General features: G+C 74.6%; 14 protein-coding genes and 1 pseudogene. 7 read left to right on the top strand and 8 right to left on the bottom strand.

Going from position 1 to position 16,707, the window contains the following annotated elements:
- Positions 1–50: 50 nt before the first annotated feature.
- Positions 51–206 (bottom strand): hypothetical protein, encoded by a 156-nt coding sequence (locus ABFY03_RS05940; protein ID WP_346169381.1) that lies wholly within the window; start codon positions 204–206, stop codon positions 51–53.
- Between ABFY03_RS05940 and ABFY03_RS05935 the strand changes: the two are divergent.
- Positions 202–327, top strand: a pseudogene (locus tag ABFY03_RS05935) (DNA-binding response regulator); the annotation flags it as partial. The gene ABFY03_RS05940 and the pseudogene ABFY03_RS05935 sit on opposite strands and share 5 nt — an antisense overlap.
- Here ABFY03_RS05935 and ABFY03_RS05930 read toward each other — a convergent pair.
- From ABFY03_RS05930 to ABFY03_RS05905, 6 genes are all read right to left on the bottom strand, one after another.
- The gene (locus tag ABFY03_RS05930) at positions 272–1,150 is read right to left on the bottom strand and encodes an SDR family NAD(P)-dependent oxidoreductase (RefSeq protein WP_346169380.1); all 879 of its coding nucleotides are present in this window, start codon (positions 1,148–1,150) and stop codon (positions 272–274) included. The pseudogene ABFY03_RS05935 and the gene ABFY03_RS05930 overlap by 56 nt on opposite strands.
- 24 nt (positions 1,151–1,174) lie before the next feature.
- Positions 1,175–2,425, bottom strand: a complete 1,251-nt coding sequence (locus ABFY03_RS05925) for a cytochrome P450 (RefSeq protein ID WP_346169379.1) — start codon at positions 2,423–2,425, stop codon at positions 1,175–1,177.
- A 77-nt stretch (positions 2,426–2,502) separates the two neighbouring features.
- Complete coding sequence (locus ABFY03_RS05920; RefSeq protein WP_346169378.1) at positions 2,503–4,092, bottom strand: phytoene desaturase family protein; 1,590 nt, start codon at positions 4,090–4,092, stop codon at positions 2,503–2,505.
- Positions 4,085–4,549, bottom strand: a complete 465-nt coding sequence (locus ABFY03_RS05915) for an SRPBCC family protein (RefSeq protein ID WP_319013050.1) — start codon at positions 4,547–4,549, stop codon at positions 4,085–4,087. The genes ABFY03_RS05920 and ABFY03_RS05915 overlap by 8 nt, the downstream gene beginning before the upstream one ends.
- 161 nt (positions 4,550–4,710) lie before the next feature.
- On the bottom strand, positions 4,711–5,811 hold the full coding sequence (locus tag ABFY03_RS05910; RefSeq protein ID WP_346169377.1) for a YihY/virulence factor BrkB family protein: 1,101 nt from the start codon (positions 5,809–5,811) through the stop codon (positions 4,711–4,713).
- Positions 5,812–5,901: 90 nt separating this feature from the next.
- Positions 5,902–7,044 carry an SMI1/KNR4 family protein gene (locus ABFY03_RS05905; RefSeq protein ID WP_346169376.1) on the bottom strand — a complete coding sequence of 381 codons (1,143 nt, stop codon included), beginning with the start codon at positions 7,042–7,044 and terminating at the stop codon, positions 5,902–5,904.
- A gap of 88 nt (positions 7,045–7,132) precedes the next feature.
- Between ABFY03_RS05905 and ABFY03_RS05900 the strand changes: the two genes are divergently transcribed.
- From ABFY03_RS05900 to ABFY03_RS05880, 5 genes are all read left to right on the top strand, one after another.
- Positions 7,133–7,966 carry a DUF2785 domain-containing protein gene (locus ABFY03_RS05900; protein WP_346169375.1) on the top strand — a complete coding sequence of 278 codons (834 nt, stop codon included), beginning with the start codon at positions 7,133–7,135 and terminating at the stop codon, positions 7,964–7,966.
- 63 nt (positions 7,967–8,029) lie between these two features.
- Entirely contained in the window at positions 8,030–8,578 is a 549-nt protein-coding gene (locus tag ABFY03_RS05895; RefSeq protein ID WP_319013054.1) for a PadR family transcriptional regulator, read from the top strand.
- 64 nt (positions 8,579–8,642) lie between these two features.
- Positions 8,643–10,367 (top strand): acyl-CoA dehydrogenase family protein, encoded by a 1,725-nt coding sequence (locus ABFY03_RS05890; RefSeq protein WP_346169374.1) that lies wholly within the window; start codon positions 8,643–8,645, stop codon positions 10,365–10,367.
- Between the two features lie 68 nt (positions 10,368–10,435).
- The gene (locus ABFY03_RS05885; protein WP_346169373.1) at positions 10,436–12,100 is read left to right on the top strand and encodes a serine/threonine-protein kinase; all 1,665 of its coding nucleotides are present in this window, start codon (positions 10,436–10,438) and stop codon (positions 12,098–12,100) included.
- A 31-nt stretch (positions 12,101–12,131) separates the two neighbouring features.
- Positions 12,132–14,150 (top strand): prolyl oligopeptidase family serine peptidase, encoded by a 2,019-nt coding sequence (locus ABFY03_RS05880; protein WP_346169372.1) that lies wholly within the window; start codon positions 12,132–12,134, stop codon positions 14,148–14,150.
- 9 nt (positions 14,151–14,159) lie between these two features.
- Here ABFY03_RS05880 and ABFY03_RS05875 read toward each other — a convergent pair whose 3' ends face one another.
- Positions 14,160–15,137, bottom strand: coding sequence for a LuxR family transcriptional regulator (locus ABFY03_RS05875; RefSeq protein ID WP_319013058.1), 978 nt, complete (start codon positions 15,135–15,137; stop codon positions 14,160–14,162).
- Between the two features lie 150 nt (positions 15,138–15,287).
- On the opposite strand from ABFY03_RS05875, the gene ABFY03_RS05870 reads away from it, so the two are divergent.
- Entirely contained in the window at positions 15,288–16,700 is a 1,413-nt protein-coding gene (locus ABFY03_RS05870; protein WP_346169371.1) for an aminopeptidase P family protein, read from the top strand.
- The last annotated feature ends 7 nt before the right edge of the window (positions 16,701–16,707 follow it).

Here is a 16,707-nt window from a genome sequence, read left to right as displayed (position 1 = left end):
GAGGCCGGCGGCGGTCCGCCCGCCGTCGGCCTCCCGCGCGCGTCCGCGGCCTACTCGGTGCGCAGGGCGGTCGCCGTGCGCGTCCTGGCCGCCCAGCCGGCCGGGAGGAGGGCGCCGAGGAGGGCGATGAGCAGGCCGCCCAGGGCGAGCGCGACGAGCGTGCCCGCGCCGTACACGTCGATGACGGAGGCGGGCAGCCGCCGCATCCTCGCCAAGCTCCGGCTGCGCGACCGCGCGCAGGCCGTCATCGTCGCCTACGAGACCGGTCTGGTCAGCGTCGGCGAGAGCGGCGACCGCGCGGCGGACGAGCCGTCCGCCCGGGGATGACGGACGTGACCCGCCGGGCGGGGGAGCGGTCCGCGGATCCGGGTTCGGCCACCCGGCGGTGGAGTTCCGCCTTGAGGCGGTCGGGCAGGAACGCGGCGGCCACCGCCTGCGCCCTGGTCCTCAGCGTGCCGGCGACGACCTTGTCCTTGCCGGCGAAGAGGGCGTCGAGGCCCTGCGCGGCCACCAGGGCGGGATCGGCCTTCCTGCCCCGGCCGACCCTGGTGTCCTCCATGTGGGCGCGGCGGAAGCAGTCGGTGGCGGTGGGGCCGGGCATCAGGGCGGTCACCGTCAGGGGCGTGTCCCGGAGCTCCTTCTGCAACGCCTGGGAGAACGACTGCAGGAACGACTTCGAGGCGTTGTAGACGGCCTGGAACGCACCCGGCATGGTGGCGGCGATGGAGGAGGTGATCAGCACGCGCCCGGCGCCCGCCGTGGCCATCGACCGCAGCAGCCGCTTGGCCAAGTGCACCGTGGAGCGCACGTTCAGATCGATGATCTCGAACTCGTCCTCCAGATCGGTGTCGAGGAAGGCTCCGCCCTCCCCGACACCGGCGTTGAACACCGCGACCGCCACCGGACGTCCGGTGGCGGCCACCGCCGCCACGAGCCGCTCCGCCTCCGCGTAGCTGCGCAGATCGGCCCGCACCGGCCGCACGTCCGCCCCGGTCCGTCGCCTGATCTCGTCCGCCGCGGACCGCAGCCGGTCCCCGTCGGCCGAGTTCACGATCAGGTCGAAGCCGCGCTCGGCGAGCTGCCGGGCCAGCTCGAAGCCGATGCCGCTGGACGCGCCCGTCACGATCGCGAGCTCTCGGTTCTGGGTCATGACAGCACGCTCCGGGATCGGTTCTCACCGCGTGCGCAGCTCGAAGCCCCCGCCGGGGAGGGTGGGGACGCGGTGCAGGGGGATGGTGAGGTCCTGCTCGGGAACGTCGTGGTCGAGCCGCGCCAGTTCCGTCGCGAGGGCCGCGAGCACCGTGACGGTGATGTCCTCGCCCGGGCACCGATGGCCCCGGGACACGTCGCCGCCTCCCTGGGGGACGAGGACGTCCAGCGGGTTCGGCGGCCGGCCGGGTCGGGTGAACCGGTGCGGGTCGAACCGGTACGGGTCCTCCCACAGGGCGGGATCGTGGTTCTGGCCGTACAGGTCGAGCAGGACCAGGGTGCCCTCGGGGATGTCCCCACCGCGCCACGTCAGGTCCTGTGCCGCGAGCCCCGCCACGAAGGGCGCGAACGGGTAGAAGCGGCGTACCTCGTGCGCGAACGCCTCGGCGTGGACGCCCGAGGTGTCGGCCCGCAGCGGCTCGCGCCGGTCGGGCCACCGGTGCAGGGCATGGGCGGCGAAGGCGGCGAACCAGGCGATGGCGACGGTGGGCCGGATGACGTTCAGGAGCTCGACCGCGGCGGTGCGGGGGTCGAGGAGGTCCCCGCCCGCGTCCCGGTGCCGGGCCACCGTCTCCACCACCGAGCCCCCGGTCGCCGCTTCCGGGCTCCGGCGCACCTGCGTGACCAGGTCGGCGAGGGCTCGCTCCTGGCGGCGGCGAGCCCAGCGGGCGCGCAGGTGGCGGGGGCCGGCGGTGGCGAAGCCGTCGACCATGGCGATGCAGTCGCGGGCCAGCTCGAGGGTCGTGGGGTCGGAGAGCGGCAGACCCGCCCAGTCCCGGACGGAGAGGGCGAGGACACGGGCGGCCTCCTCGAAGACCACGAGGGGTCGGCCCGGCGGACCGGCCAGCGCCTCCCGCCAGCGCCGGCCGACGATCCTGCCGAGCTCGGCGACGCCGGCGTCCTCCTTGAGGAGGGCCACGAACATCGCCTTGCGCACCCGGTGTGCCTCGCCGTCGAGCGTGTGGACGGCGCCTCGGCCGAAGAGCGTGTCGAGGACGGGGCCCGGGAGGGCCGCGGTCCGGACGACGTGTGCTTCGTCGTAGAAGAAGGCGACGGCCTCGGGGCCGCGCAGGGCGACGGCGGGCCGGCCGAGCAGGCGGCACCGGACGGTGCCGTCGGGGCTGTGGCGCATCCGGTCGGGCAGCCACGCGTAGCCCTGGGCGAGGAGCCCGAGTGTGCTGTCCTTCCACGGCGCGGGGTTCCTGGAGGGTGTCATGGGAGGCGCGTACCCGGTGAAGGACCGCGGACACGCTCCCGATGACCGGTGCCACCCGTACGGGTCGGCCGGGGGCGTCAGACGCGCTGGGCGCGGTGGAGCAGGGTGCGCAGGCCGGACGCCCGCAGGGCGGCGCGGGCGGCGTTCGCGCCGGGGGCGCCGTGGACGCCTCCGCCGGGGTGGGCGGCGGCGGAGGCGAGGTACAGGTTCCTGACGGGGGTCTCGGGTCGGCCCGTGCCCGGGGTGGGCCGGAAGAACAGCTGCTGGTGCAGGGCCGTGGTGCCGCTGTTGATGGCTCCGTTGTGCAGGTTCCGGTCCATGCTCTGGAGGGTGGTGGGGGCCAGGATCCGGCGGGCCCCGATCAGGTCGCGGAAGCCCGGTGCGAAGCGTTCCACCTGGGCTTCGACGCGCGCGGCCATGGCCTGCTCCTCACGGGCGTCCCAGCGGCCGGTGATGCCGTCGGGGCCGGCGTCGGAGGCGATGCGCTGCGGGAGGTGGGTGTAGGCCCACGCGGACTCCGTGCCGGCGGGGGAGCGGCTCGGGTCGGCCGTGGTCATCTGGCCGAAGAGGACGAAGGGTTCGTCGGGCACGTGCCCGGCGGCGATCTGCGCGGCGAACCGGGTCAGGCCGTCGACGCCGTCGGCCAGGTGGACGGTGCCCGCCCCGACGGCCCCCTGCGCGGTCCACGGGACCGGGCCCGTCAGCGCCCAGTCGACCTTGAAGGTGGCGAAGTCCCACTGGAAGCGCTCCAGATCCCGGAGCAGCCGGGAAGGCAGGTGCTCCTCGCCGACGAGGTCCCGGTACAGGGCCGGGGCCGACGTGTCGGCCAGCACCGCCCGCCGGGCCCGGACGGACTCCCCGCCCGCGGTGACGACCCCGACGGCCGTGCCCCCGCGCACGACGACGGAGGTGACGGGCTCCCCGCACCGCAGGACGCCGCCCCGGCGCCGCAGGCGGTTCACCAGCGCCGCCGTGAGGGCCCCGGCGCCGCCCACGGGGACCGGGAAGCCGTGACTCTGGCCGAGCATCGACATCAGCCAGCCGAAGCCGCCGCTGCCCGCCGCCTCCGGAGCCAGGTCGGCGTGCAGGGCGTTGCCCGCCAGCAGCAGCCGGCCGCCTTCGCCCCGGAACTCCTCCTCGCCCAGGCGCCGTACCGGCAACGCCAGGTTCCGGGCCAGCCGCAGCCCACCGGAGGCCCGGAGCCCGGCCGCCAGGCGCAGCCCGGCCCGGACGGGCGGGAAGGGGGTGAAGAGGGCCGAGAGCACCGCGGGCTCCAGGCGGCGCCAGGTCTCGTGCATGCGCTGCCAGGCATCCGCGTCGGCGGGCGCGAACCGGGCGAGCCCCGCGCAGGTGTCGGCGGCCTCGCGTTCGAGCACGGCGCAGCGGCCGTCCGGCAGGGGGTGGGCGAGGACCCGTGGGGCGTGGCTCCAGCGCAGGCCCTCCGAGCCGAGGCCGAGGCGGGCGAGGACGGGGGAGGCGGCCGCCAGGGGGTAGAAGGCGCTGAAGAGGTCCGAGACGTGGTCCGGATGGACTCCGCGGTCGCTGCGGACCGCGCCCCCGGGGTCGTCCTGCGCCTCCAGGACCTCCACGCTCCAGCCCGCGTCGGCGAGCAGGTTCGCGGCCACGAGACCGTTGGGGCCCGCGCCGACCACCACCGCGTCAGGCACGGCCGGCCGTCCCGCGTTCCCGCTCCCGCCGGTGGTCGACGACCTCGGCCAGGCGGGCCAGCATGCTCCGGTGCCGGAGCTGCAGCGCGGCTTCGCTCAGGGCGGTGTGCAGGTGCCGCGCGGGGCCGCGCAGCGGGTGCTCGTCACAGATGACGAGCGTCTCCTCGCCCCACGGCCGGAGCTGGAGGAAGATCCGTGCGGTGCCGATCTTCCCGAACGCGGCCTCCAGCTCCAGTTCCCGGCCGAGCTCCTGGTGGCGCACGGTCGTCGTCCCCTCGGCGGACGACGGGCCCAGCCGCACGGTGTACCGGAGGCGGGAGCCGACCTCGGGCCAGGGCCCGTCCAGGGGCTCGGAACGCGACGTTCCCACCACCCACTCGCCGTACAGCGACGGATCCGCGAGTACGGACCAGACCGTGGCGGGCGCGTGCCGGATGAGCTGATGACGGACGGCCATGGGGAGCCTCCTACGAGTCGGTGGAACGGCGCTCGGGGGCGAGCGCCTCCGTTGTCCCGGCGGCTTCACGCCGGGCGTCTACCCCCGTCCTGTCGGCGCATCCGAGAGCGCGCGGGTTCCGTGACGCGCGTGCGGCGTCCGGGCGTCCGGGAGCCGCGTGATCACGGGCGCCCGTCCTCGCCCCCGCTGCCGCGAGGCCGGTGCGCGCCCAGCTCCTCGCGCTGCTCGTCGCTCCACGCGCGGGTGTCGCGGGGCTCGACGTAGGGCTCCTCGTCCGGGGGGTGGCCGCCGATGACGGCACGTTCGCGGGTCAGCTCGGCATCGAACTCCAGGCCGAGCAGGATGGCCAGGTTCGTGATCCAGAGCCAGACCAGGAAGATGACGATTCCGGCGAGGGTGCCGTAGGTTTTGTTGTACGAGCCGAAGTTCGCCACGTAGACCGCGAAGCCGGCGGAGGCGATCATCCAGATCACCAGGGCCAGGAAACTGCCCGGGGTGACCCACGCGAACCCGCGGCCGCGCGCGTTGGGCGAGGCCCAGTACAGAAGCGCGATCATGATCGTGACCAGCAGGACCAGGACCGGCCATTTGGCGATCGACCACACCGTCAGGGCGGTGTCGCCGATGCCGAGGGCCGTGCCGATCTGCTGGGCGACCGGGCCGGTGAGGACCACGAGCAGCGCGCTGAGGCAGGCCAGCAGCATGAGCGCCAGCGTCAGGACCAGCCGCAGCGGCGTGACCTTCCAGACCGGGCGGCCCTCGGGGATGTCGTAGACCGCGTTGGAGCTGCGGATGAACGCGGCCACGTACCCCGAGGCCGACCACAGGGCCACCACCAGGCCGAGGACGGCCGTCACGGTGCTCGTGCCGCCTGAGGACCGCAGTTGGGTCACCGCGTCGGTGATGATGTCCCGCACGGTGCCGGGGGTGAGCTTCGTGAGGTTGTCCAGGACCTCCCGCGTCGCCGACTCGCCCGCGATGCCGAGCAGCGAGACCAGCACCAGGAGGGCGGGGAACAGCGCCAGGACGCCGTAGTACGTCAGCGCCGCCGCCCGGTCGACCAGCTCGTCGTCCTTGAACTCCTTCAGCGTCCGCCTCAGCACCGCCCCCCAGGACTTCCGTCCCATGTCCGTGGGTTTGTCCGGCGTCCCGTGCTCCCCGCCCTCCTGCGGACCGGACCCCGCGCCGCCCCCGCGGTCGGCCTCCGGGTGTCGCCCCTCGTGCTGCTGATCCTCGCGCTTGCGCTGCCAGATAGGTGCCATGCCGGGCGAGTAACCGCAAAAGCCGCCGCGTGAACCTCCGGCCGCCCCCCGAGACGCACGGCGCGGCGGGGCGGACCGGTCGGAGAGGCCCTAGACCGGCTCCCCGGCGGACCCGTCGGCGTACGCGTCCGCGTCGATGGCGGGGTTGCGGAGCAGCGTCCAGAAGGCGTCGTCGGGGACCGGCGGGAGCGGCGGGCCGCCGAGGTCGGCGTGGAGGTCGTCACGCCAGAGCGGCACGTACAGGGCCCGGGTCGTCGGTATCTCCGCGACCGCCCGGTACACGGAGCCCCGCACCGCGTGCGCCAGTTCGCCCGCCGCCATGGCCCGGACGGTGTCGCCGCGAGCCTCCGCCTCCGCCTTCGCGGCGCGCAGCCGCCGCACCGCCGGGCCGTCGGGAGAGGCGTCGGGGGCGCCGGCGTCCAGCGCGTCCAGGGCCCCGGCGATCTCCGGGTACGCCACGAACCCGGTCTCCGCTGCCAGGCGGCGGGCCTGCCGGCGGGCCGCCGCGGCGACCCGCTCGGCGGGAAGCGTGGCGACCAGGGCGGCGAGCTCGTCCAGGCCGTAGAGGTGGCCCACCTTCAGCCGCTCCGCCGGGTCCTCGGGGAGGGGGAGATCGGCGAGTTCCGTGCCGGGGCCGGGCGGCGGGGCGTCCGCCGGGTGCCACTCGGGGAGGTGCCTGACCGGACCCTCCCGGATCAGACGGCCCGCGAAGACGACCGGGGCCGGGTGCCCCGGATCCTCCAGCCGGTCCGCCTGCTCCGTCAGGTACGCGCCCAGGGAGTCGGCGGTCCTGAAGTCGGTGCCCGTCTCGTCGAAGAAACGGCCGATCCTGCCGTACGCGCTCCCGCGCGGATCACAGTCGACGACGACCCCGTCGGCGGTGACCTCGTACGCGCCGAACTGCACGTACGAGGGCAGCCAGTAGTCCGCGTCCTCCTCGTCCAGGCCCGCCGCGCACGCCCGCAGGAAGCCGGTCGCCTCCACGATCCCGCGGAGCCCGAGGGGCCGGTCGTGGTTGTCGAAGCGGAACGCCTCCGGTCCCGGGCGGGCGCCGTCGTGGCGGCGCAGCGACGCCGTCAGCTCCGGCGGGAAGGTGACGCCCAACTCCCGCTCGGTCGCGCGGATGTCCTCGTCCCGCGCCGGCGGCGCCAGCGTGGCGAAGGTGCGGGGCGCGTGCGTCAGGAGCCAGCGGTCGATGCGGTCCCAAGCGGCGTCCACCAGGTGCGAAGTCATGGCGCCGAGCGTAGCCAGCGGCACGGACAGCGCCCCGCCCGTCCGATAACCGGTTGCCCGGCCGGAGGACCCCGCCGACAGTTGCCTCGTGATCACGAACGACGACAGGCCGACGGTCGACGCCGACCGCTGGCTGCACCTGTACGGGAACGACTGCCCCGCACCGCCGGCCGCCGAACTGCCCGCCCTCACCGCCGAACTGGCCGAGGCCCTCCGCCACCCGGACCCGGACATCCGCGACGGCGCCCCCTACGTCGTCCTGCGCACCTGGATCCGTCGGGACGTCATCGACCGCCCCCTGCGCGCCCGGCTCGGCTCGGTGATGGCCGCACGGTTCGCCGACCCCGAGGTCCAGGCGCGCACCTTCGCCCCGCTCGTCCTCGACATGATCGTCGGACGCGGCGACCTCGACCCGGCGTGGCTCGACGCCTTCCGGCGCTGGTACCCGGCCGAGACGGACCTGCGGGGACACGACCCGCGGCTCGGCTGGCTGCACGCCGTCGCCCACGGCGCCGACCTGCTGGGCTCCTTCGGGCTCCACCCGGACGTCGACCCGACCTCGATGCTCGACCTCGCCGCGGACCGGCTCGTCGCCCCGACCGACCAGCTCTTCGCCCAGCAGGAGGACGACCGGCTCGCCCAGGGCATCGCCCGCACCCTGACCCGGCCGGAACTCTCCGAGGCCGACGCCGTCCGCTGGCTGGACGCGATCGAGACGGACTTCGCCGCCGGCCGTCGCGGCGCCCCCACCACGGCCGCGCACACCTCCAACGCCATGCGCACCCTCCGCATGCTGTACCTGCTCGCCGACACCGGCGTACGGACCCCGGGCGACGCGTCCGTCCTCGTCCGCCCCCACCACGCGGAAGCGCTGAAGCGGCGCCTGGCGGAGGTGCTCGCACCGGTCTTCCAGACGGCGTGAGGCGCGTCTCATCGGCGGGCGCCCGCCTTGCTATGCAACCAGTTGCATAGCAGGATCGGGGGCATGGCGCTCGAACACGCGATCCTCGTGTCCCTGCTGGAGAAGCCGGGGTCCGGATACGAACTGGCCCGCCGGTTCGAGCGGTCCATCGGCTACTTCTGGACCGCCACCCACCAGCAGATCTACCGCGTCCTCAAGCGGATGGAGAACGACGGCTGGGTCGCCGCCCGCGACGTCCCCCAGCAGGGGCGGCCGGACAAGAAGGAGTACTCCGTCGCCGATCTCGGGCACGCGGCCCTCAGCTCCTGGCTGCGCGAGCCGATCGAGCCCGAGAGCGTCCGGCACGACCTCGCCGTCAAGATCCGCGGCGCCGCCTTCGACGACCCCGCCGGCCTGGTCCGCGAGGTCGAGCGGCACCGGCAGGCCCACACCGACCGCCTCGCCCACTACCTCGCGGGCGAGGCCCGGGACTTCCCGCCGCGACCGGACGACGCCACCCCGCCCGACGCCGAACGTGAGCTCCAGCACGCCGTGCTGCGCGGCGGCATCGCGTACGAGCGCATGATGATCGGCTGGCTCGACGACGTCCTCGCCACCCTGCGCAGGTTCTGAGCGGCACCCCCACCCGGACCCCGCGCCCACCCTCATCCACCCCTCGCACCCAAGGCGGTACCCCATGGCCGACGCGCTGCTGTTCAACCCGCGCACCTACGACCCCGCGCACTTCGACCCCGAGACCCGCCGGCTGCTGCGCGCCACCGTCGACTGGTTCGAGGAGCGCGGCAAGCGCCGGATCATCGAGGACTACCGCACCCGTGCCTGGCTCGGCGACTTCCTCGAATTCGCCGCGAAGGAAGGGCTCTTCGCCACCTTCCTGACCCCCGCCGCCGAGGCCGGCGAGGGCCAGGGCGACAAGCGCTGGGACACCGCCCGCATCGCCGCCCTCAACGAGATCCTCGGCTTCTACGGCCTCGACTACTGGTACGCCTGGCAGGTCACCATCCTCGGCCTCGGCCCGGTCTGGCAGAGCGACAACGCCGCCGCCCGCGCCCGCGCCGCCGAACTCCTCGACCAGGGCGAGGTGTTCGCCTTCGGCCTCTCCGAGAAGACGCACGGCGCCGACATCTACTCCACCGACATGCTGCTCACGCCCGACGGCGAGGGCGGCTTCCGCGCCACCGGCTCCAAGTACTACATCGGCAACGGCAACAAGGCCGGGCTCGTCTCCGTCTTCGGCCGCCGCACCGACGTCGAGGGCCCCGACGGCTATGTCTTCTTCGCCGCCGACAGCCGCCACCCGGCCTACCACCTGGTCAAGAACGTCGTCGACTCCTCCAAGTTCGTCAGCGAGTTCCGCCTGGAGGAGTACCCGGTCGCCGCCGGGGACGTCCTGCACACCGGCCGCGCCGCCTTCGACGCCGCCCTCAACACCGTCAACGTCGGCAAGTTCAACCTCTGCACCGCCTCCATCGGCATCTGCGAGCACGCGATGTACGAGGCCGTCACCCACGCCCACAACCGCGTCCTCTACGGCCGCCCCGTCACCGCCTTCCCGCACGTGCGGCGCGAACTCACCGACGCCTACGTCCGGCTGGCCGGCATGAAGCTCTTCAGCGACCGCGCCGTCGACTACTTCCGCACCGCCGGCCCCGACGACCGCCGCTACCTCCTCTTCAACCCCATGACGAAGATGAAGGTGACCACCGAGGGCGAGAAGGTCATCGACCTCATGTGGGACGTCATCGCCGCCAAGGGCTTCGAGAAGGACAACTACTTCGCCCAGGCCGCCGTCGAGATCCGCGGACTGCCCAAGCTGGAGGGCACGGTCCACGTCAACCTCGCCCTGATCCTCAAGTTCCTCCGCAACCACCTCCTGGACCCGGTCGACCAGCCGGCCGTCCCCACCCGCGTCGACGCCGCCGACGACGCCTTCCTCTTCCGCCAGGGCCCCGCCCGCGGCCTCGGCTCCGTCCGCTTCCACGACTGGCGGCCCGCCTTCGACGCGTACGACCGGCTCCCGAACGTCGCCCGCTTCCGCGAACAGGCCGACGCCCTGTGCGACTTCGTCCGCACCGCCGCCCCCGACGAGGCCCAGAGCCGCGACCTCGACCTGCTCCTCGCCGTCGGCCAGCTCTTCGCGCTCGTCGTCCACGCCCAGCTCGTCCTGGAGCAGGCCGCCCTCACCGGCCTCGACGACGACGTCCTCGACGAGCTGTTCGCCGTCCTCGTCCGCGACTTCTCCGCCCACGCCGTCGAACTCCACGGCAAGGACTCCGCCACCGAGGCGCAGCAGCGGTGGGCGCTCGGCGCGGTCCGCCGCCCCGCCGTCGACGAGGCCCGCACCGCCCGTGTCTGGGCCCGCGTCGAGGCCCTCTCCGGCGCCTACGAGATGAAGCCCTGACCCCGCCGGTCCGGGCGGTGCGCCGCCCGGACCCCGGCTGTCACCCGGGCCGCCTACGATGATCGCTCATGAACACGAGTGACGACGGCGGCAGACCTCTCGTCGACGGACGGTTCCGGCTGGTCTCCCGGCTGGGCAGCGGCGGCATGGGCACCGTGTGGCGGGCCCGCGACATCGCCCTCGACCGGGACGTCGCCCTCAAGGAGGTCCGCCCGCCGGACCCTGCCGCCGAGGAGGCGCACCCCGGCCTGACGGCCCAGCTGCGGGCCCGGGCGATCCGCGAGGCCCGCGCGCTGGCCCGCCTCTCCCACCCGCACGTCGTGACGGTCCACCACATCGTCGAGCCCGCCGACGGCTCCGCCCCGTGGATCGTCATGGAACTCGTCGAGGGGAACTCCGTCGCCGACCGGCTCGCCGCCGGTCCGCTCCCCGTCCCCGAGGCCATCACCCTCGGCCGGCAGGTCCTCGGGGCGCTGCGCGCCGCCCACGCCGCCGGCATCCAGCACCGCGACGTCAAACCGGCCAACGTCCTGCTGCGCGCCGAAGGCGGCGCCGTCCTCACCGACTTCGGCATCGCCGCGTTCGACGAGGCCACCTCCCGGCTCACCGCCTCCGGCGACCTCATCGGATCCGCCGACTTCATCGCCCCCGAGCGGGTGCGCGGCGAGGAGGGCAACCCGGCCTCCGACCTGTGGTCGCTCGGCATGCTCCTGTACGTGGCGACCGAGGGCCACCACCCGCTGCGCCGCGCCACCAGCCTCGCCACCGTCGTCGCCGTCCTCGACGACCCGATCCCGCCGCCGGTCCGGTCCGGCGCCCTCGGCCCCGTCCTCACCCGGCTCCTCGTCCGCGACCCCGCGCTGCGCCCGGACGCCGCCGAACTCGACCGCCTCCTCGCCGAGGCGGCGGCCGCCCCCGCCGACGCCGTGCCCGCCGGCTTCGGCCCGCCGACCCCCGTCGCGTACCCGGCGCCCCCGCCACACCCGTACGCCGGGCCCGCCCGCCCCCGGCCCGTCCCGGCCCGCGTCCCCGACCGGCGCAAGCGCGTCGCCAGGCTCACGGGCGGACTCGTCCTCGCGGCGGCGCTCTTCGCCCTCGCCCTCGTCCAGGTGCTCCCGAAGGGCGGCGACGGCGGCGGCACCGGCGGCCTCGGCCTCGGCACCGGCGACGGCAAACAGACCGGCTCCACCGGCTCCACCGGCTCGACCGGCTCGACCGCCTCACCCGGCAGCACGGCCGGCACGGCCCCCACGAACACCGCCCCCACGACCACCGCCGGCTCCCACCTCACCCCCGCGGGCGTCCGCACCGCCGTCGCCGCCTTCCGTGACGCCACCGGTGTGTCCACCGTCAAGCAACTGGTCGTCTACGAGGAGTACGCCGTCGCCGAAATCCCCACCAAGCCCGGCGCCAGCACCTACGACCGGTACATCTACCGGGACGGCAAGGTCAGCCGACAGGGCGTCGGCGGCACCATCAGCTCCTCCGATCCCGACGAGCAGCCGTTCGACCCGACACGGATGCCCTGGGACGACCTGCCGGAGCTGGCCGAGCGCGCCGACCGCGAGCTCAAGGTCGAGTCGCCCACCTCGCGGTACCTGATCGCCGAGCGCTGGACCTTCAACAAGGACCGCCCCACCCTCCTCGTCTACCGCACCAACGACTACTCCGCGACCGGCTACCTCGCCGTCGACGCCGACGGCACCCAGGTGCACAAGGAGACCGCCGACTGACCGGACCGGCTCCGGCGGGCGCCGGGGGACAATGGCACGCGTGAACCATGACGACCCGTACCTGTGGCTGGAAGACGTCGACGGCGAGGCCGCCCTCGCCTGGGTGGCCGAGCGGAACGCGGAGACCGAGGCCGAGCTCGCCGCCGGGCCCGGCTTCGACGCCTTCGCCGACCGCCTGCGCGAGGTGCTCGACGCCGTCGACCGCATCCCGTACACCACCCGCCGAGGCCCCTGGCTCTACAACTTCTGGCAGGACGCCGAGCACGTACGGGGCCTGTGGCGGCGCACCACCCTGGAGCAGTACCGCAAGGACGCCCCCGAGTGGGAGACGCTCCTCGACGTGGACGCGCTCGCCGACGCCGAGGGCGAGAAGTGGGTGTGGGCCGGGGCCAGGGTCCGCCGGCCCGCCCACGACCGGGCGCTCGTCAGCCTCTCCCGGGACGGCGGCGACGCCACCGTGGTCCGCGAGTTCGACCTGGAGACCCGCGCCTTCGTGGACGGCGGCTTCACCGTCCCCGAGGCCAAGACCAGCATCGGCTGGATCGACGCCGACACCGTCTTCGTCGGCACCGACCACGGCCCCGGCTCGCTCACCGACGCCGGCTACCCCCGCACGGTCCGCCGCTGGCGGCGCGGCACCCCGCTCGCCGAGGCCCCCACCGTCTTCGAGGGCGAGCCCGCCGACGTCTCCGCCTGGGCCTGGCACGACGCCACCCCCGGCCACGAACGGTCCTTCGTCGGCCGCTCCCTCGACTTCTTCCGCAGCGAGACCCACCTCCTCACCGCCGACGACCGGCTGGTGCGGATCGAGGTCCCGGAGGACGCCGAGGTCTACGCCCACCGCCGGCACCTCGTCGTCACCCTCAAGTCGCCCTGGCTCGGACACCCCGCCGGCGCCCTGCTCGCCTTCGGCTTCGACGCCTTCCTGGCCGGCGACCGCACCGCCGAGGTCCTCTTCGCCCCGGACGAGCGGACCGCCCTCGCCGGCCACTCCTGGACCCGGCACCACCTGATCCTGGAGACCATGCGGGACGTCAGCACCCGCATCGAGGTGCTCACCCCGCGCGAGGAGGGCGGCTGGTCGCGCGCCCCGCTCGCCGACGTCCCGCCGCTGTCGGCGGTCGCGGTCACCGACACCGACCCGGACGTCTCCGACGAGTACTTCCTCGACGTCTCCGGCTTCCTCCAGCCCTCCACCCTCACCCGCGGCACCATCGGCGGCGACACCGAGATCCTCCGGCAGGCCCCGGCCCGCTTCGACACCTCGGGCCTCTCCGTCGAGCAGGCGTTCGCCGTCTCGGAGGACGGGACCCGCGTCCCGTACTTCGTCATCGGCCCCGACCGCTCCCAGGGACCCGGCCCCGCCCTGCTGTACGGCTACGGTGGCTTCGAGGTCTCCCTCACCCCCTCGTACGCGGCCCTCACCGGCCGCGGCTGGCTGGAGACCGGCGGCACGTACGTCATCGCCAACATCCGCGGCGGCGGCGAGTACGGCCCCGACTGGCACCAGGCCGCGCTCGGCGCCCGCCGGCACCGGGCCTTCGAGGACTTCGCGGCCGTCGCCCGCGACCTCGTGGCCCGCGGCATCACCACCCCGGCGCAGCTCGGCGCGGCCGGCGGCAGCAACGGCGGCCTCCTCATGGGCGCCATGCTCACCCGCTACCCGGAGCTGTTCGGCGCGATCGTCTGCCAGGTGCCGCTGCTCGACATGGTCCGCTTCCACAAGCTGCTGGCCGGCGCCTCCTGGATCGCCGAGTACGGCGACCCCGACGACGAGGCCGACCTGCCGCACCTGCGCGAGCTCTCCCCGTACCACCGGCTCACCGCCGACGCGCCCTACCCGCCGGTGCTGCTCACCACCTCCACCCGCGACGACCGGGTCCACCCCGGCCACGCGCGGAAGGCGGCGGCGCGGCTGCGCGAGCTGGGCCACCCGGTGCTCTTCCACGAGAACACCGGCGGCGGGCACGCCGGCGCCACCGACAACGCGCAGGCGGCCCGCAACAAGGCCCTGATGTACACCTTCCTGCGCAAGCACCTGGGCGACTGACCCGAGCGGTCAGAGCCAGCCGTGCCGCTGGGCCTGGAGCGCCAGCTGGAAACGGTTGCCGGCGCCCAGCCGGGCCATCAGGACCTGGATCCGGCGGAAGAGGGTGCGGCGGCTGACGCCGATCTCCCGGGCGATCACCTCGTCCGCCGCACCCGCGGCCAGCAGCCACAGCAGCCGCCGGTCGGCCGGCCCGAGCCCGCCCGGGAGCGCGGTGCGGCCGTGGAAGGGCAGCGCGTCCCGCCAGGACTGCTCGAAGAGCGCCACCAGCGCCGAGAGCAGTCCGCACGGCTGCACCACCAGCATCGTGGTGAACACGTCGGCCTCCCGGATCGACAGTGACACCAGCGCGTACGCCTCGTCGATGATCACCAGCTTGACCGGTACGGAGGGCAGCACCCGGGCCTGCTCGCCGGCCGCGATCACCGGCTCGATCGACCGCTCCAGATGGCCCGGCTGCTCCAGCGAGGCCCGGGAGTAGATGACCCGCTGGGTGACGCCCCGGGCGAGGGTCGCGAGGGCGTCGTCGGTGGCGCCGGGGACGGCGAAGTACGGCGGCGAGTCCAGCTGCCGGATCTGCCGCCGGGCGCTCGCCCACGCCTGCCGCATCCGGGGCCCGATCGCCTCCCCGGTCACCACCTCGACCAGGTCGTCGTGCGCGGCGAGCCGCTGCCGCCGGAACGCCTCGAAGGCGCCGCCCACCGTGATCCGGGACTCGTCCAGCTCCGCCGCCCGGTGCCGGCCCAGGATCTCCAGGCCCGCCGCCGGCGGCACCGGCGCCACCGGGTCGCCGGCCTCCGCCGCGCTCGCCAGCCCCGCGTCGACCAGTTCCCCGTACGCCTCCGTCAGCGCCGGCCCGTCGAGCCCGGCCGCCGCGCCGATCGCCTCCAGCGGTGCCGGGGCCCGCTCCAGGAGCGCGTCGTACACCCGCGCCGCCCCCTCGCCGAGGCCCAGGAGCCGCAGGGCCTCGCCCAGTCTCGCGTTCGCCATGACACCCATTCTGAGTGCCCCCGGACGCTCCCGGTGTCCGATCCGTGCCACTGGCACTCCTGGGCCCCATCGGCCCGGACGGCGGGCTACGGTCCGTGAGCCGCCGACGACCGGCGGTTCCCCGAGGCATTCACGACGAAGGAGCACGACGTGGCGAAGGGTCGCAAGAACGGCCTGTACGACGGCATCTCCGAGGAGCTCTCCGCCCTGATGCGGACCGGCTGGGCCGACACCGAGCGGCACGACCTGGTCCCGTCCGAGCAGGCGCCGTACGCCGCCGCCCGCCGGGCCGCGCTCTCCGCGCGGTTCCCCGGCGAGCGCCTGGTGGTCCCCTCCGGCAACCTCAAGGTGCGCTCGAACGACGACACGTACCCCTTCCGCCCGCACTCCGCCTACGTCCACATGACCGGCGACCAGGCCCGCGACTGCGCGCTCGTCCTGGAGCCGCGGGCCGACGGCGGCCACGAGGCGTACTGCTACGTGCTGCCGCGCGACGGCCGCGACGACGACACCTTCTGGATCGGCTACACCGCCGAACTCTGGATGGGCCGCCGGCTCTCCCTCGCCGAGGCCGAGCGCGTCCTCGGACTGCCCTGCCGGGACGTCCGCGAGCTCCCCGCGCGGCTGGCCGATGGCGCCGGGGTGCCCACCCGGATCGTCCGCGGCGTCGACGCCGCCCTGGAGGGGGTCGTCACCACCGACGAGGAGCGGGACACCGAGCTGGAGGACGCCCTCAGCGAGCTGCGCCTGGTCAAGGACGCCTGGGAGATCGGCGAGCTTCGCAAGGCGGTCGACTCCACCGTGCGCGGCTTCACCGACGCCATCGGCGACCTCTCCACCGCCGTCGCCACCTCCGAGCGGTGGATCGAGGGCACCTTCTTCCGCCGCGCCCGCCTGGAGGGCAACTCGGTCGGCTACGGCTCCATCTGCGCCGCGGGCGACCACGCCACGATCATGCACTGGACGGCCAACGACGGCCCGGTCCGCCCCGGCGAGCTGCTGCTCTTCGACGCCGGCGTGGAGACCCACTCGCTCTACACCGCCGACGTCACCCGCACCCTCCCCATCAGCGGCACCTTCAGCCCCGTCCAGCGCCAGGTCTACGACGCCGTGTACGAGGCCCAGCAGGCCGGCTTCGACGCCGTGAAGCCCGGTGCCCCCTACCGCGCCTTCCACGAGGCGGCCCAGCGGCACCTGGCGGCCCGGCTGGTCGAGTGGGGCTTCATCGAGGGCCCGGTGGACCGCGCGTACGAGCTCGGTCTCCAGCGCCGCTTCACCATGGCCGGCACCGGCCACATGCTCGGCCTCGACGTGCACGACTGCGCCTCCGCGCGGAACGAGGAGTACGTCGACGGCTTCCTGGCGCCGGGCATGGTCCTCACCGTCGAGCCGGGCCTCTACTTCCAGCCCGACGACCTGACCGTGCCCGAGGAGTGGCGGGGCATCGGCGTCCGCATCGAGGACGACCTGCTGGTCACCGAGGACGGCCACGAGAACCTGTCGGCCGCCCTGCCCCGCACCTCCGCCGAGGTGGAGGAGTGGATGGCCCGCGTCGCCGGCTGAGCCCGGC

Origin of the sequence: Streptomyces roseofulvus (assembly GCF_039534915.1) — a bacterium.
Taxonomy (GTDB): domain Bacteria; phylum Actinomycetota; class Actinomycetes; order Streptomycetales; family Streptomycetaceae; genus Streptomyces; species Streptomyces roseofulvus.
Note: the sequence above shows the minus strand (reverse complement) of the source record. Positions and strands in the feature narration are given on the sequence as shown.

Bases quoted from the DNA above. Each gene is read 5' to 3' on its own strand.
- ABFY03_RS05930 (WP_346169380.1), bottom strand. From the start codon at position 1,150: ATGACCCAGAACCGAGAGCTCGCGATCGTGACGGGCGCGTCCAGCGGC.
- ABFY03_RS05890 (WP_346169374.1), top strand. From the start codon at position 8,643: ATGGCCGACGCGCTGCTGTTCAACCCGCGCACCTACGACCCCGCGCAC.
- ABFY03_RS05940 (WP_346169381.1), bottom strand. From the start codon at position 206: ATGCGGCGGCTGCCCGCCTCCGTCATCGACGTGTACGGCGCGGGCACG.
- ABFY03_RS05875 (WP_319013058.1), bottom strand. From the start codon at position 15,137: ATGGCGAACGCGAGACTGGGCGAGGCCCTGCGGCTCCTGGGCCTCGGC.
- ABFY03_RS05880 (WP_346169372.1), top strand. From the start codon at position 12,132: ATGGCACGCGTGAACCATGACGACCCGTACCTGTGGCTGGAAGACGTC.
- ABFY03_RS05915 (WP_319013050.1), bottom strand. From the start codon at position 4,549: ATGGCCGTCCGTCATCAGCTCATCCGGCACGCGCCCGCCACGGTCTGG.
- ABFY03_RS05925 (WP_346169379.1), bottom strand. From the start codon at position 2,425: ATGACACCCTCCAGGAACCCCGCGCCGTGGAAGGACAGCACACTCGGG.
- ABFY03_RS05885 (WP_346169373.1), top strand. From the start codon at position 10,436: ATGAACACGAGTGACGACGGCGGCAGACCTCTCGTCGACGGACGGTTC.
- ABFY03_RS05910 (WP_346169377.1), bottom strand. From the start codon at position 5,811: ATGGCACCTATCTGGCAGCGCAAGCGCGAGGATCAGCAGCACGAGGGG.
- ABFY03_RS05905 (WP_346169376.1), bottom strand. From the start codon at position 7,044: ATGACTTCGCACCTGGTGGACGCCGCTTGGGACCGCATCGACCGCTGG.
- ABFY03_RS05895 (WP_319013054.1), top strand. From the start codon at position 8,030: ATGGCGCTCGAACACGCGATCCTCGTGTCCCTGCTGGAGAAGCCGGGG.